This window comes from Massilia sp. YIM B02763 (genome assembly GCF_030412015.1).
Lineage (GTDB): Bacteria > Pseudomonadota > Gammaproteobacteria > Burkholderiales > Burkholderiaceae_D > Telluria.
In genome coordinates this window covers 295,517-309,029 of record NZ_JASNRD010000002.1, presented here as the reverse complement: position 1 = coordinate 309,029, position 13,513 = coordinate 295,517, and the positions used below count along the sequence as shown (strand labels likewise).

11 protein-coding genes are annotated in these 13,513 nt (G+C 67.6%); 9 read left to right on the top strand and 2 right to left on the bottom strand.

Annotation, left to right across the window (positions count from 1 at the left end; all coding sequences use genetic code 11):
* Window positions 1-53 precede the first annotated feature (53 nt).
* The 3 genes from acnD to QPK32_RS04850 all read left to right on the top strand — a co-directional run bounded on the left by acnD (window position 54) and on the right by QPK32_RS04850 (window position 6,638).
* Complete coding sequence (acnD, locus tag QPK32_RS04860; RefSeq protein WP_290411641.1) at window positions 54-2,654, top strand: Fe/S-dependent 2-methylisocitrate dehydratase AcnD; 2,601 nt, start codon at window positions 54-56, stop codon at window positions 2,652-2,654.
* A 138-nt stretch (window positions 2,655-2,792) separates the two neighbouring features.
* On the top strand, window positions 2,793-3,980 hold the full coding sequence (prpF, locus tag QPK32_RS04855; RefSeq protein ID WP_290411640.1) for a 2-methylaconitate cis-trans isomerase PrpF: 1,188 nt from the start codon (window positions 2,793-2,795) through the stop codon (window positions 3,978-3,980).
* A 129-nt stretch (window positions 3,981-4,109) separates the two neighbouring features.
* Window positions 4,110-6,638 (top strand): EAL domain-containing protein, encoded by a 2,529-nt coding sequence (locus QPK32_RS04850; protein ID WP_290411639.1) that lies wholly within the window; start codon window positions 4,110-4,112, stop codon window positions 6,636-6,638.
* A gap of 36 nt (window positions 6,639-6,674) precedes the next feature.
* Here the strand turns inward: QPK32_RS04850 and xth are convergent, their stop codons facing one another.
* Window positions 6,675-7,439: an exodeoxyribonuclease III gene (xth, locus tag QPK32_RS04845; RefSeq protein WP_290411638.1), complete on the bottom strand. Its 765-nt coding sequence runs from the start codon at window positions 7,437-7,439 to the stop codon at window positions 6,675-6,677.
* A 467-nt stretch (window positions 7,440-7,906) separates the two neighbouring features.
* Between xth and QPK32_RS04840 the strand changes: the two genes are divergently transcribed.
* From QPK32_RS04840 to QPK32_RS04830, 3 genes are all read left to right on the top strand, one after another.
* On the top strand, window positions 7,907-8,257 hold the full coding sequence (locus QPK32_RS04840) for a hypothetical protein (protein WP_290411637.1): 351 nt from the start codon (window positions 7,907-7,909) through the stop codon (window positions 8,255-8,257).
* Complete coding sequence (locus tag QPK32_RS04835; RefSeq protein WP_290411636.1) at window positions 8,257-8,457, top strand: DUF1653 domain-containing protein; 201 nt, start codon at window positions 8,257-8,259, stop codon at window positions 8,455-8,457. Before QPK32_RS04840 ends, QPK32_RS04835 begins: the two co-directional genes overlap by 1 nt.
* A 155-nt stretch (window positions 8,458-8,612) precedes the next feature.
* Window positions 8,613-9,068 (top strand): hypothetical protein, encoded by a 456-nt coding sequence (locus QPK32_RS04830; RefSeq protein ID WP_290411635.1) that lies wholly within the window; start codon window positions 8,613-8,615, stop codon window positions 9,066-9,068.
* Between the two features lie 78 nt (window positions 9,069-9,146).
* Here QPK32_RS04830 and QPK32_RS04825 read toward each other — a convergent pair whose 3' ends face one another.
* On the bottom strand, window positions 9,147-10,643 hold the full coding sequence (locus QPK32_RS04825) for a leucyl aminopeptidase (RefSeq protein WP_290411634.1): 1,497 nt from the start codon (window positions 10,641-10,643) through the stop codon (window positions 9,147-9,149).
* Between the two features lie 59 nt (window positions 10,644-10,702).
* On the opposite strand from QPK32_RS04825, the gene lptF reads away from it, so the two are divergent.
* The 3 genes from lptF to QPK32_RS04810 are packed head-to-tail and all read left to right on the top strand — an operon-like array spanning window position 10,703 to window position 13,436.
* Complete coding sequence (gene lptF / locus QPK32_RS04820; RefSeq protein WP_290411633.1) at window positions 10,703-11,854, top strand: LPS export ABC transporter permease LptF; 1,152 nt, start codon at window positions 10,703-10,705, stop codon at window positions 11,852-11,854.
* On the top strand, window positions 11,851-13,035 hold the full coding sequence (lptG, locus tag QPK32_RS04815; RefSeq protein WP_290411632.1) for an LPS export ABC transporter permease LptG: 1,185 nt from the start codon (window positions 11,851-11,853) through the stop codon (window positions 13,033-13,035). The genes lptF and lptG overlap by 4 nt, the downstream gene beginning before the upstream one ends.
* 11 nt (window positions 13,036-13,046) lie before the next feature.
* Window positions 13,047-13,436, top strand: coding sequence for a sirohydrochlorin chelatase (locus QPK32_RS04810; protein ID WP_290411631.1), 390 nt, complete (start codon window positions 13,047-13,049; stop codon window positions 13,434-13,436).
* Window positions 13,437-13,513: the final 77 nt, after the last annotated feature.

Sequence of the window (13,513 nt, the reverse complement as noted above, 5' to 3'; positions counted from 1 at the left end):
GCGCAGGCGGGAACGACGGTGGCTTTGCTGCCGCGTCCAATGGAACAGACATCATGAACATCGCCTACCGCAAACCCCTCCCGGGCACCGATCTCGCCTACTTCGACGCGCGCGCCGCCGTCGAGGACATCGAGGCGGGCGCCTGGGACAAGCTTCCCTATACCTCGCGCGTGCTGGCCGAGAACCTCGTGCGCCGCTGCGAGCCGCAGGCCCTCGTGCCCTCGCTGAAACAGCTCGTCGAGCGCAAGCGCGACCTCGACTTCCCCTGGTTCCCCGCGCGCGTCGTGTGCCACGACATCCTGGGCCAGACGGCGCTCGTCGACCTGGCCGGCCTGCGCGACGCCATCGCGGCCCAGGGGGGCGATCCGCGCCTCGTCAACCCGGTCGTGCCGACCCAGCTCGTGGTCGACCATTCGCTGGCCGTCGAGTGCGGCGGCTTCGACCCGGACGCGTTCGCGAAGAACCGCGCGATCGAGGACCGCCGCAACGAAGACCGCTTCCACTTCATCGACTGGACCAAGAAGGCGTTCCAGAACGTGGACGTGATCCCGCCGGGCAACGGCATCCTGCACCAGATCAACCTGGAGCGCATGAGCCCCGTCGTGCAGGTGCAGGACGGCGTCGCCTTCCCGGACACGCTGGTCGGCACCGACTCGCACACGCCGATGGTCGACGCGCTGGGCGTGATCGCCATCGGCGTGGGCGGCCTGGAAGCGGAAAGCGTGATGCTGGGCCGCGCGTCCTGGATGCGCCTGCCGGACATCGTCGGCGTGGAGCTGGCGGGCAAGCCGCAGCCGGGCATCACGGCCACCGACATCGTGCTGGCGCTGACGGAATTCCTGCGCAAGTCCAAGGTCGTGTCCAGCTACCTGGAGTTTTACGGCGCGGGCGCCGCCAGCCTGACGCTGGGCGACCGCGCGACGATCTCGAACATGGCGCCGGAATACGGCGCCACCGCGGCCATGTTCGCCATCGACGAGCAGACGATCAAGTACCTGAAGCTCACGGGCCGCGACGACGCGCTGGTGCGCCTGGTCGAGGTGTACGCGAAGGAAGCGGGCCTGTGGGCCGACACCCTGCACAACGCCGAGTACGAGCGCGTGCTGCGCTTCGACCTCTCCACCGTGGTGCGCAACATCGCCGGCCCGTCGAACCCGCACCGGCGCGTGCCGACGTCCGAGCTGGCCGCGCAGGGCATCGCCGGCGTCGTCGAGAACGAGCCGGGCCGCATGCCCGACGGCGCCGTGATCATCGCCGCCGTCACCAGCTGCACCAACACGAACAATCCGCGCAATATGGTCGCCGCCGGCCTGCTGGCCAAAAAGGCGAACGAGAAGGGCCTGCTGCGCAAGCCCTGGGTGAAGTCCTCGCTGGCGCCGGGCTCGAAGGCCGTCGCGCTGTACATGGAGGAAGCGGGCCTGCAGCAGGAACTGGACAAGCTGGGCTTCGGCATCGTCGCCTTCGCCTGCACCACCTGCAACGGCATGTCGGGCGCGCTCGACCCCGTCATCCAGCAGGAGATCGTCGCGCGCGACCTGTACGCGACGGCCGTCCTCTCCGGCAACCGCAACTTCGACGGCCGCATCCACCCGTACGCGAAGCAGGCCTTCCTGGCCTCGCCGGCGCTGGTCGTGGCTTACGCCATCGCCGGCACGATCCGCTTCGACATCGAGAAGGACGTGCTGGGCCTGGACGGCGCCGGCAATCCGGTGCGCCTGGCCGACCTCTGGCCGACCGACGAAGAGATCGACGCGGTGGTCGAGCAGGCCGTCAAGCCGCAGCAGTTCCGCAAGGTCTACGACATCATGTTCGCGCGCCGCGAGCAGGCGGAAGAGGCGGTGTCGCCGCTGTACGACTGGCGTCCGCAAAGCACCTACATCCGCCGTCCGCCGTACTGGGAAGGCGCGCTGGCCAGCGCCTGCACGCTGACGGGCATGCGCCCGCTCGCCGTCCTGGGCGACAACATCACGACCGACCACCTGTCGCCGTCGAACGCCATCCTGCCCGACAGCGCGGCCGGCGAATACCTGGCGAAGATGGGCTTGCCGGAAGAAGACTTCAACTCGTATGCGACGCACCGCGGCGACCACCTGACGGCGCAGCGCGCCACGTTCGCCAATCCGACGCTGAAGAACGAGATGGTGCGCGGCGCCGACGGCCACGTGCTGGCCGGTTCGCTGGCAAGGGTCGAGCCCGAAGGCACGGTGACGCGCATGTGGGAAGCGATCGAGACCTATATGGAGCGCAAGCAGCCGCTGATCGTGATCGCCGGCGCCGACTACGGCCAGGGGTCCTCGCGCGACTGGGCCGCGAAGGGCGTGCGCCTGGCCGGCGTGGAAGCGATCGTGGCCGAGGGCTTCGAGCGCATCCACCGGACGAACCTGGTCGGCATGGGCGTGCTGCCGCTGGAGTTCCAGCCGGGTACCACGCGCATCACCCTCGGCATCGACGGCAGCGAGACCTTCGACGTGGTCGGCGAACGCCTGCCGCGCGCCACGCTCACCCTCGTCATCCACCGCAAGAGCGGCGAGACGGTCGAGGTGCCGGTGACGTGCCGGCTCGACACGGCGGAAGAGGTGTCGATCTACGAGGCGGGCGGCGTGCTGCAGCGCTTCGCGCAGGATTTCCTGGCGTCGAACAAGGCGGCGGCGTAACTGTCGACGTGCGATTGAACCGATAACCTTTGAACGTCGTCCCTGCGCGGGCAGGGACCCAATGCGCACGCAGGCCGGCAGCGCCTGCAGAAATTGGGTCCCTGCCTGCGCAGGGACGACGTACTGGAGCAAACCCATATGTCCCACGTACCCCAAATCAAAATCCCCGCCACCTACATGCGCGGCGGCACCAGCAAGGGCGTGTTCTTCCGCCTGCAGGACCTGCCCGCGGCCGCGCAAGTGCCCGGCGAGGCGCGCGACCGCTTCCTGCTGCGCGTCATCGGCAGTCCCGACCCCTACGGCAAGCAGATCGACGGCATGGGCGGCGCCACGTCCAGCACCAGCAAGACCGTGATCGCGGCGCCGAGTACGCGGCCCGGCCACGACGTCGACTACCTGTTCGGCCAGGTCGCCATCGACAAGCCCTTCGTCGACTGGAGCGGCAACTGCGGCAACCTGTCGGCCGCCATCGGCCCGTTCGCCATCGCCGCCGGCTTCATCCCGCCCGAGCGCATCCCGCGGGACGGCAGCGTCGCCGTCCGCATCTGGCAGGCGAACATCGGCAAGACCATCGTCGCCCACGTGCCCATCGCGGACGGCCAGGTCCAGGAGGCGGGCGACTTCGAGCTCGACGGCGTGACTTTCCCGGCGGCCGAGGTGCGGCTGGAATTCATGGACCCGGCCGCGGAAGAAGGAGAAGGAGGGGGCGCCATGTTCCCGACCGGGAACCTGGTCGACGACCTGGAGGTGCCGGGCATCGGCACGCTCAAGGCCACCTTGATCAATGCCGGCATCCCGACCATCTTCGTGAATGCGGCCGACATCGGCTACACGGGCACGGAGCTGCAGGACGCCATCAACGCCGATCCGAAGGCGCTGGCGATGTTCGAGGCGATCCGCGCCCACGGCGCGCTGCGCATGGGCCTGATCTCCCACGTCGAGGAGGCGGCGCGGCGCCAGCACACGCCCAAGGTCGCCTTCGTGGCGCCGCCGGCAGGCTATACGGCGTCGAGCGGCAAGCGGATCGAGGCGGGCGACATCGACCTGCTGGTGCGCGCCCTCTCGATGGGCAAGCTGCACCACGCGATGATGGGCACGGCGGCGGTGGCGATCGGCACCGCCGCGGCGATTCCCGGTACGCTGGTCAGCCTGGCGGCGGGCGGCCGCGCCCGCGACGCCGTGCGCTTCGGCCATCCGTCCGGCACCCTGCGCGTGGGCGCAGAAGCGCGCCAGGAGGGCGGCGACTGGATCGTCACCAAGGCCGCGATGAGCCGCAGCGCGCGCGTGCTGATGGAAGGCTGGGTGCGCGTTCCGGGCGATGCCTGAGGCCTTCCCGTGGCGGTGTTGCGTCGGCCAGGAAAGTTCATTTTCATTTTGATAAATTAAACTGATTGTAAGTTATCATTCGTTCCAAACGAACAAGGCCGCGGCAGAAGCCGCGGCATGGGACGAGGGATGGATCGGGTAACGAGCAAGCCGGCCTTGGTGGCCGAGGCATTGGCGCTGATCGCGGCGCCGGCCTGCGCCTGCGACGCGCAGGGCATGGTATGGGCCGCGAACGCGGCGCTGGCGGACCTAGTCGGGGTGGACCGCGCCCGGCTCGAAGGGCTGCCCATGCTGTCCTTGTTCGCCGCCCGCACGGCCGGCGCGGCCGCGGCCCAGATGCGCCGCTCGCTGTCGGGCGAACGGCGCTGGCACGCGCTGCTCGACTGCGCCGGGCGGGACCTGGCCGTGGAAGTGCGCGCCCGGCCCTTGCCCGCGGCCGCCGGCATCCAGGGCGCCACCTTCGTGTTCCACGACGCGCCCGATCCCTGCATCAAGGCCTGCCCGGGCCAGGCGCCCCATGCGCCCGGGGCCACGGCGCTCGAGCATGCGGCCGTGCTGGCGCATGCGCCGGTCGGCATCGTCGTCACGTTGCCGGACCTGGTCAAGTCCTGCAATCCGCGCATCGCCGAGATGCTGGGCCTGGCGCCGGGCGAGATGATCGGGCGCAGCCCGTCCGAGGTGTTCGCCTCGCGCGCCGAGTACGACGCGTTCGCGGCCGAGGCGATTTCCGAGCTCGCGGCCGGCCGCCTGTTCGAGAAGGCCGAAGTGCAGATGCGCCGGCGCGACGGCACCACGATCTGGTGCCGCATCCGCGCCAAGGCCGTCGACACGCTCGACCGCGAGGCCGGCACCGTCTGGATCCTGGAAGACGTGACCGAGGCGCGCCAGGCCCTGACCGAGGTGCAGGCGATCATGACCAATGCGTCGATCGCCATCTTCTTCACGCGCGACCGCGTGATCGGCCGCCACAACGGCTGCTTTTCCGCGATGTTCGGCTACCCGCAAGGCACTGCTTCCGGCCTGTCGACGCGCGTGCTGTACGCGAGCGAGGACGCGTTCCGCGCGCTGGGCCTGGAGGCCTACGCCGCGCTCGGCCAGGGCCGCTCGTTCAAGACCGAGACCACGATGGTGCGCAGCGACGGCAGGCCGATGTGGGTCAGCATGATCGGCTACGCGGTCAATCCCGGCGAGCGCGGCCAGGGCACCATCATCTGGATGGTGGAGGACCGCACTGCCCAGCGCGACGCCGCCGACGCGCTGCGCTACGCGCGCGACGAGCTCGAACTGCGGGTGCAGGAACGCACCGCCGAGCTGCAGGCCGAGATCGCCGAGCGGCGCCAGGCCGAGGCGCGCGTGCACCACATGGCCTACCACGACGCGCTGACGGGATTGCCCAACCGCGCGCTGCTGGGCGAGCGGCTCGAGCGCGCGCTGCACGACGCGCGCCACCATGGGCACAAGCTGGCGCTGATGTTCATCGACCTGGACCGCTTCAAGACCATCAACGACTCGCTCGGCCACGTGGCCGGCGACCACCTGCTGAAGGAAGTCGCGCGCCGCCTGTGCCGCGTGGTGCGCGCGGCCGACACGGTGGCGCGCCTGGGCGGCGACGAATTCGTCGTGCTGGTGCCGGGCGTGCGCGGCGCCGACCAGTGCGGCCTGGTCGGCGAGAAGATCATCGAGGTGCTGGCCGATCCCGTCATGTTCGAAGGCCGCGGCCTGCACATCTCGCCCTCGATCGGTATCTGCCTGTTCCCGGACCACGGCGCCGACGTGGCCGGCCTGATGCGCATGGCAGATACCGCCATGTACCAGGCCAAGGCGGCCGGGCGCAACAACTACCAGTTCTACGCCGAGCGCATGAACAGCGCCGCCGAGCGCCGTTTCGAGCTGGAGACGCGCTTGCGCGGCGCCCAGCTGCGCGGGGAATTCCAGCTGGTCTACCAGCCCATCGTGGCGACCTGCGACGGCCGCGTGCGGGGCCTGGAAGTGCTGCTGCGCTGGCGCGATCCGGAGCAGGGCATGGTGGCGCCGGACGAGTTCATCCCCATCCTCGAAGAGAACGGCCTGATCGTGCCGGTGGGCGAATGGGTGATCCGGGCCGCCTGCGCACAGGCGGTGGCCTGGCGGCGCGCCGGCCTGCCGCCGCTGCCGCTGGCGATCAACCTGTCGGCGCGCCAGTTCATGCACCGCGGCCTGGTCGGGGCGATCCGCCGCATCGTCGACGAGACCGGGATCGACCCGGCGCTGCTGGAATTCGAGATCACCGAGACGGCGCTGATGCAGCACGGCGGCCTGACGCTGGACACGCTGGGCCACATCGACGCCATGGGCATCCGCCTGTCGATCGACGATTTCGGCACCGGCTATTCGAGCCTGGCTTACCTGAAGCGCTTCCCGGTGCACAAGATCAAGATCGACCGCGCCTTCGTGCGCGACCTCGAGGCCAGCAGCGAGGACCGGGCCATCGTCGCGGCCATCATGGCGCTGGCGGGGAGCCTGCAGATGGCGGTGGTGGCGGAAGGGGTGGAGACGGCGGGCCAGCTGGACGTGCTGCGCGGGCATGGCTGCCAGTATGCGCAGGGCTACCTGTTCGCGCGGCCGATGGACGGAGAACGGGTCCCCGCGTTCCTGGCGGAGGGCGGCCGCGCCGGATGACGCGGCGGCGGGCACGCGCTGCCCACCGCCGCCGGCTCAATCGAGGGTGGCGACCACCGGCGCGTGGTCCGACGGCTGTTCCCACTTGCGCGTCTCGCGGTCGATCGTGCACGCCGTGCAGCGCTGCGCCAGCGCCGGCGAGAGCAGGATGTGGTCGATGCGCAGGCCGCGGTTGCGGCGGAACGCCATCTGGCGGTAATCCCACCAGCTGTACTGCTTCTCGGGCTGCTCGAACAGGCGGAAGGCATCGGCCAGGCCCTGGCCGAACAGCGCGCGCAGCGCCTCGCGTTCCGGTTCCGAGCAATGGATCTGGCCGGCCCATTCGGCCGGGTCGTGCACGTCGCGGTCTTCCGGCGCGATATTGTAGTCGCCCAGGATCGCGAACTGCGGGTGGGCCGCCATCTCGGCGCGTACCCATTCCTGCAGCGCCGCCAGCCAGGCCAGCTTGTAGGCATACTTGTCCGAGCCGACCGCCTGGCCGTTCGGGACGTAGGCGCAGATGAAGCGCACGCCGCCGATGGTGGCGGCCAGCAGGCGCTGCTGCTCGTCCGGGTAATGCGGGTTGTTGCGCACCACGTCGCCGATCGGCAGGCGCGACAGGATGGCGACGCCGTTGTAGGTCTTCTGGCCGCTGAACGCGACCTCGTAGCCGGCCGCATTGATCTCGGCAAGCGGGAATTTATCGTCGGTCAACTTCGTCTCTTGGATGCAGAGCACGTCGACGGGATTGGTGTCCAACCACTGCAGCAGGTGCGGCAGGCGCACCTTCAGCGAGTTGACGTTCCAAGTAGCAATTTTCATAGTCGTGTTCATTCATGGGCCGGACCGTCCGGCACGCGCCGTGCAGTATCCCGTCTGTATAGAATTACTGCAACATGACAAGGGGGCCCATGTTCAGCACGATTGCATAAGATTTGCTCTAATTGCAACAAAGATGTCGTAAAATAATTGCCCGGTAATCAAAGAATGACGTCAAGGACTAGCTAGTCGGCCAGAACTGTGACAATATGTAACAATCGCAGCAATACAATAGGCGTTTACGTATTGTTTCCTTCTCGGCAGAAAAAAATTGCAGTAGGCCAACTTACCTTGTACTATTGGCATATTTCCCAGGGATCAAGAGTTCGAGTTTGATTCCTTGCTTTGCATAAACCTGGCAACAGGTTTTCGATGGGTTGCCCAGGCCGGTACTGCCGACCGGCATGCGGCAGTGTGTAACGATCGCGGATCCGCAGCAGGATTTGCACCAGCTTTAGTAAAGGACAACAATGCGCCAAGCATTTGAAGCATGGGCCGCACGCGATGGCCACATTGTCCGGCGTCGTGAAGACAAGCCGGAAGAATATCTGGTGTACGAGACCCAGCGTCGCTGGCTGATCTGGCAAGCCGCGCTGGCCCATGGCCAGAAAGCCGCCGCCGAAGCGCCGCAAAAAGCGGCCCAGGCCGACGGCCAGCCGCAAAAGATGTTGGCGGACGAAGCGGCCGTGCGCAATCGTGTGCTCAATGAGGTGCTGGACGCATTCAGCGAGCTCGACGACAACGCGGGCATCGAGGGCATCGTCAAGGTCATCCAGGGCCTGAAGAAGAAAAGCCGCGCCGCGACCGAAGAAAAGGTCTGATGCGCTACCGCCACTACAAGGGCGGCATCTATGAGCTGGTGTGCGACGCCATGCTCGAGGCGGACCATACGCCCGTGATCGTGTATCGTGGGCAGGACGGCAGGACCTGGGTGCGACCCAGGGACGCCTTTTTCGAGATGGTCGCGCCCGAGGGCGGCGGCGAGCCCGTTCCCCGTTTTGCGCCGGCCGACCAGGCCTGAAGCGTTTCCCATCTGTCCGCGCGGCGGCCCCGGCGATCCCGGCGGCCCGTGCGGGTGGCGTCGCTTCCCGCCGCTTCCCGCCGCTTGCATTCGCCTCTCATGTTCGCAGCGATCCTGCCGTAAACGAGGAACCGTTTTACACGTTCCCGATAGACATGTCCCAGATTCTTCTTCGTAGCGCCTGCATGGCGGCCTTGGCGGCCCTGGCCGGCGGCTGCGCGACGCTCAGCGATTCTCCCCAGCAGCAGCTGGAAGTCCATGCCATCCTCGACAACCGCGAGCTGGCCGGCGTCGGCTGCGTGCTGGAAAACGATGCCGGACGCTGGTTCGTGGTGGCGCCGGGCCGCGTGACGGTCGACCGCAGCAGCGAGCCGCTGCGCATCGATTGCCGCCGCCAGGGCGTCGCCGCGCGCGAAGAGGTGCGCTCGCGCTTCGATACCGACAAGCTGATCGGCAACACCGTCATCAGCGCCGGCCTCGGCTACTACGTCGACCGCCGCTCCGGCGCCGGCTTTTCCTATCCGGCCATCCTCACCGTGCTGATGCGTCCGTCCGAAGCCGTGTCCGGCGAGACCGCCGCGCAGGCGGGGTCCGGCAACGTGGTGTTCTGAGGTTCCGGCACCCCAACGAAAAACGGACGCCGCGGCGTCCGTTTTTCATGCGATGCCCCGGCGCGCGGGGCAGGGCGATCACACGCGGTTCATCAGGAAGGTGGTCAGCAGGGGCACCGGACGGCCGGTGGCGCCCTTCGCCGCGCCGCTCTTCCAGGCCGTGCCGGCGATGTCGACGTGGGCCCAGGTGTAGTTGCGGGTAAAGTTCTCCAGGAAGCAGGCCGCCGTGATCGAGGCGCCGCCCGGGGTGCCGATATTGGCCAGGTCGGCGAAGTTCGACTTCAGCTGCTCGTTGTACTGCTCGCCGATCGGCAGGCGCCAGGCGGTGTCGCCCGCCTGCTTGCCGGCGTCCAGCAGTTCCTCGGCCAGCGCGTCGTGGGCGTCGTCGTGGCGGGTGAAGATGCCCGAGTTGTGGTGGCCCAGCGAGACGATGACGGCGCCCGTCAGCGTGGCGATGTCGACCACGGCGGCCGGCTTGAAGCGCTCGGCGTAGGTCAGCGCGTCGCACAGGATCAGGCGGCCTTCGGCGTCCGTATTCAGGATCTCGATGGTGGTGCCGTTCATCGCGGTGACGATGTCGCCCGGCTTGGTGGCGCGGCCCGACGGCATGTTCTCGCAGGCGGCGACGATGCCGACCACGTTCAGCTTCAGGCCCATCTCGCCGATCGCGCGGAAGGTGCCCAGCACCGAGCCGGCGCCGCACATATCGTATTTCATCTCGTCCATGCCGGGACCCGGCTTGAGCGAGATGCCGCCCGTGTCGAAGGTGATGCCCTTGCCGACCAGGACCACTGGCGCGTCGTTCTTCTTGCCGCCGTTGTGCTTCAGGACGATGAACTTCGGCGGTTCCTCGCTGCCGCGGGTGACGGACAGGAAGCTGCCCATCTTGAGCGCCTCGAGCTGCTTGCGCTCCAGGACTTCGACGTCGAAGCCGAAGTCGGCGGCCAGCTTCTTGGCCGTGTTGGCGAGGTAGGTCGGGGTGCAGACGTTCGGCGACAGGTTGCCCAGTTCCTTGGTCAGGTTCATGCCGTTGGCGATGGCGATCGATTGCGCCAGCACGGTCTTCAGTTGCGGCGTCGTTTGAGCCACTGCAATGGCCAGCTTGCGCACGCCGGCGAGGGCCGGGTCCTTCTTGCTCTTCTGGCCGTCGGTGCTGAACTCCGCTTCGTTGGCGGCGACGACGATGGCGCGCACGCCCCAGGCGGCGTCGCGGCCTTTCACATTCTCCAGCGGGAATGCGATAATGGCATCCTGCGCGCCCAGCGAAGCGAACACCTTCAGCGTGGCGGACACGGCGGTAGCCAGGGTCTTCTCGGTGGCGACTTCATCGGCGCCCATGCCGACCAGCAGCACGCGCGCCGCGGTCACGCCGGCCACGCCGCGCAGCAGCAGGGTCGAGCCGGGCTTGCCGGAGATGTCACCCGACTTGACGGCGGCAGCGATCTCGCCGCTCGCATCGAGGGCTTTCGCTGCCTCCGACAGTTTCTTGTTTTCGTACACCGCGACCGCGACGCAGCCCGATTTGGCTGCGGCCAGCGTGTTTTTTGTGTCGAATGCTTTTATGCTAAAGTCCATTTGATTCTCCGTTTCGTGTTTGCGACGCGTACTGCCTAACCTGCAATTATAACTATCGAATGATTTTCCGACGCGCCCTACAGCGTGAATTGGCCAGCGTGGCCGGCGCCACCTTCACCGTCCTGTTCTCGATCTTCGTCACCTGGACCCTGATCTCCATCCTCGGCAAGGCCGCAGGCGGCAAGGTCGCATCGAGCGACGTGCTGGCGCTGATCGGTTTTTCCGTGCTGAATTATCTGCCAACCATCCTCCTCCTGACCAGCTTTATCGCCGTGATCATGACGATCACGCGCAGCTACCGCGACTCGGAAATGGTGGTGTGGTTCGCCACCGGCCAGTCGCTGGCGCGCTGGATCGCGCCCGTGCTGACGGCCGGCCTGCCGGTGGTGGTCGCGGTGGGCTTGCTGGCGTTCTACGCCACGCCCTGGGCCAAGAGCAAGAGCGTCGAATACATCCAGCGCTTCGAAAAGCGCGAGGACCTGAAGCGCGTGGCGCCGGGCCAGTTCCGTGAATCGACCTCGGCCAACCGCGTGTTCTTCGTCGAGGGCAGCACGGGCGGCTCCACCGTTGTGCAGAACGTGTTCGTCAACAGCGTCGAGCAGAACGGCAATTCCGTCGTCGTCGCCAAGGAAGGCGTGATCGAACCGGACGGCAAGGGTGGGCAGTACCTGGTCCTCAGGAACGGCCGGCGCTACCTGGGCCACCCCGGCCAGGCCGATTTCCAGTCGATGGAATTCGAGCGCTACCGCATGCGCGTGAACAGTTCGGTGCCGGCGACGCTGGACGCCGACACGCCGGCCGCCGCGATGCCGACGGCCGTGCTGCTGGCGGCCAGGAACAACCGCTTCGCCGATGCCGAGATGGTGTACCGCGTCTCGGCCCCGATCACCTGCGTCGTGCTGATGCTGCTCGCGATCCCGCTCGGCTTCGTGAACCCGCGCGCCGGCAGCTCCGCCAACCTGATCCTCGCCTTGCTGATCTTCTTCACCTATAACAACCTGACCAAGCTGTTCGAGAACAGCGTCAAGCAGGAAAAGCTGTCGTTCGCGATGGCCTGGTGGCCCTTGCACCTGTTCGCCCTCGTGACCGTGATCGTGCTGTTCGCGTGGCGCCTGAACGTGAACCACCGCTGGCATCCGGCCACGCTGTGGAGCGCCTACAAGCGCCGGCGCCTGCTCTCCAGCGGCGCGGCGCAGGAGGGCGCGCAATGAAGATCCTGCAACGCTATTTCCTGGTCAATATCTCGCAGGCCGTGGTGTTCGTGCTGGTCGCCCTGCTGGGCCTGATCGCCTTCATGGACCTGACCAGCGAGCTGCCCGCGGTGGGCAAGGGCGGCTACATGATGCAGCACGCGGTGCTGTACGTGCTGCTGCTGGTGCCCGGCCACGTGTACGAGGTGATGCCGGTGGCCGCGCTGATCGGCACCATCTATACGCTGGCGCAATTCGCCCAGAGTTCGGAATTCACGATCATGCGCGCGTCCTCGATGTCGACCCGGATGGCGGCCGCCATGCTGGCCAAGATCGGCATCATGTTCGTCGTCATCACCTTCATCTTCGGCGAACTGATCACACCGCGCACGGCGCCGCTGGCCGAGCGCGTGCGCCTGTCCGCCAAGGGCGCCACGCTGTCGGCCGAATTCCGCTCCGGCATGTGGACCAAGGATACCGTGCACAGCGGCGGCCCGCGCGGCCCCGTGACCGGCTCGCGCTTCTTCAACGCCCGCCAGATCCGCCCGGACGGCCGCCTGGTCGACGTGCGCCTGTACGAGTTCGACACCAATATGCGCATGCGTTCCCTGATCACGGCGGCCGGCGCCAGCTTCAGCGGCAACGGCACCTGGCGCCTCGACGACGTCACCGAGACGCTGTTCACCAACAGCCGCACGCTGCCGGTGCCGGGCGCGCCGGCGCCGCGCGGCCAGACCATCCAGAGCACCTTCGGCCAGGACACCTCGGCCGTCGCCACGCGCAAGCTGGCGCACCTCGACCTGGTCTCGGAGATCACGCCGAAGATCCTGTCGGTGTCGCGCTCGGATCCGGAACGCATGTCGGCCAACGAGCTGGCCGTGTACACGCGCCACCTGGCCGAGAACCGCCAGGAGACGGAACGCTTCAAGATCGCGTTCTGGAAGAAGCTGGTCGATCCGCTGTCGATCTTCGTGCTGATGGCGCTGGCGCTGCCGTTCGGTTACCTGCATACGCGCAGCGGCGGGATCAGCCTCAAGATCTTCGTCGGCATCATGATCGGCGTCAGCTTCCTGCTCATCAACGCGCTGTTCTCGCACATCGGCATGCTGTCGACCTGGCCGGCCTTCCTGACGGCCGTGGCGCCGAGCCTGCTGTTCCTGATGCTGGCGATCGGCGCGCTGCGCTGGGTGGAGCGGCATTGATGGAGTTCACCATGGACCACAACAAGGAAAAGGACAAAGCCAGGGCGCTGGTGCTGTTCGCCCACGGCGCCCGCGCGCCCGGCTGGGCGGCGCCGTTCCAGCGCCTGCGCGAGCTCACCGCCGCGCAACGCCCCGATTGCGCCGTCGCGCTGGCCTTCCTCGAACTGATGACGCCGAGCCTGCCCGACGCGGTCGCCCAGCTCGGCGCCGGCGTGCGCGAGGTCACCATCGTGCCCGTGTTCCTGGGGCAGGGCGGGCACCTGCTGCGCGACCTGCCGCAGCTGGTGGACGAGCTGCGCGCCTCCTACCCCGATATCCGTTTCGCCACCGTGCCCGCCGTCGGCGAAGACCCTTCCGTGCTGGCCGCCATGGCCGCCTACTGCAGCGCCGCTGCCTCCTGACCGCTCGCGGCCAGTCCCCGGCGGACTGGTCCGATCGTCTACTTCGTTCGTTAACTGTGTTGCATCAGATGCATTTT

What these genes read in the sequence shown, in the direction of transcription:
- acnD (WP_290411641.1), top strand. Translation starts at nt 54, where the DNA reads ATGAACATCGCCTACCGCAAACCCCTCCCGGGCACCGATCTCGCCTAC.
- prpF (WP_290411640.1), top strand. Translation starts at nt 2,793, where the DNA reads ATGTCCCACGTACCCCAAATCAAAATCCCCGCCACCTACATGCGCGGC.
- QPK32_RS04850 (WP_290411639.1), top strand. Translation starts at nt 4,110, where the DNA reads ATGGATCGGGTAACGAGCAAGCCGGCCTTGGTGGCCGAGGCATTGGCG.
- xth (WP_290411638.1), bottom strand. Translation starts at nt 7,439, where the DNA reads ATGAAAATTGCTACTTGGAACGTCAACTCGCTGAAGGTGCGCCTGCCG.
- QPK32_RS04840 (WP_290411637.1), top strand. Translation starts at nt 7,907, where the DNA reads ATGCGCCAAGCATTTGAAGCATGGGCCGCACGCGATGGCCACATTGTC.
- QPK32_RS04835 (WP_290411636.1), top strand. Translation starts at nt 8,257, where the DNA reads ATGCGCTACCGCCACTACAAGGGCGGCATCTATGAGCTGGTGTGCGAC.
- QPK32_RS04830 (WP_290411635.1), top strand. Translation starts at nt 8,613, where the DNA reads ATGTCCCAGATTCTTCTTCGTAGCGCCTGCATGGCGGCCTTGGCGGCC.
- QPK32_RS04825 (WP_290411634.1), bottom strand. Translation starts at nt 10,643, where the DNA reads ATGGACTTTAGCATAAAAGCATTCGACACAAAAAACACGCTGGCCGCA.
- lptF (WP_290411633.1), top strand. Translation starts at nt 10,703, where the DNA reads ATGATTTTCCGACGCGCCCTACAGCGTGAATTGGCCAGCGTGGCCGGC.
- lptG (WP_290411632.1), top strand. Translation starts at nt 11,851, where the DNA reads ATGAAGATCCTGCAACGCTATTTCCTGGTCAATATCTCGCAGGCCGTG.
- QPK32_RS04810 (WP_290411631.1), top strand. Translation starts at nt 13,047, where the DNA reads ATGGACCACAACAAGGAAAAGGACAAAGCCAGGGCGCTGGTGCTGTTC.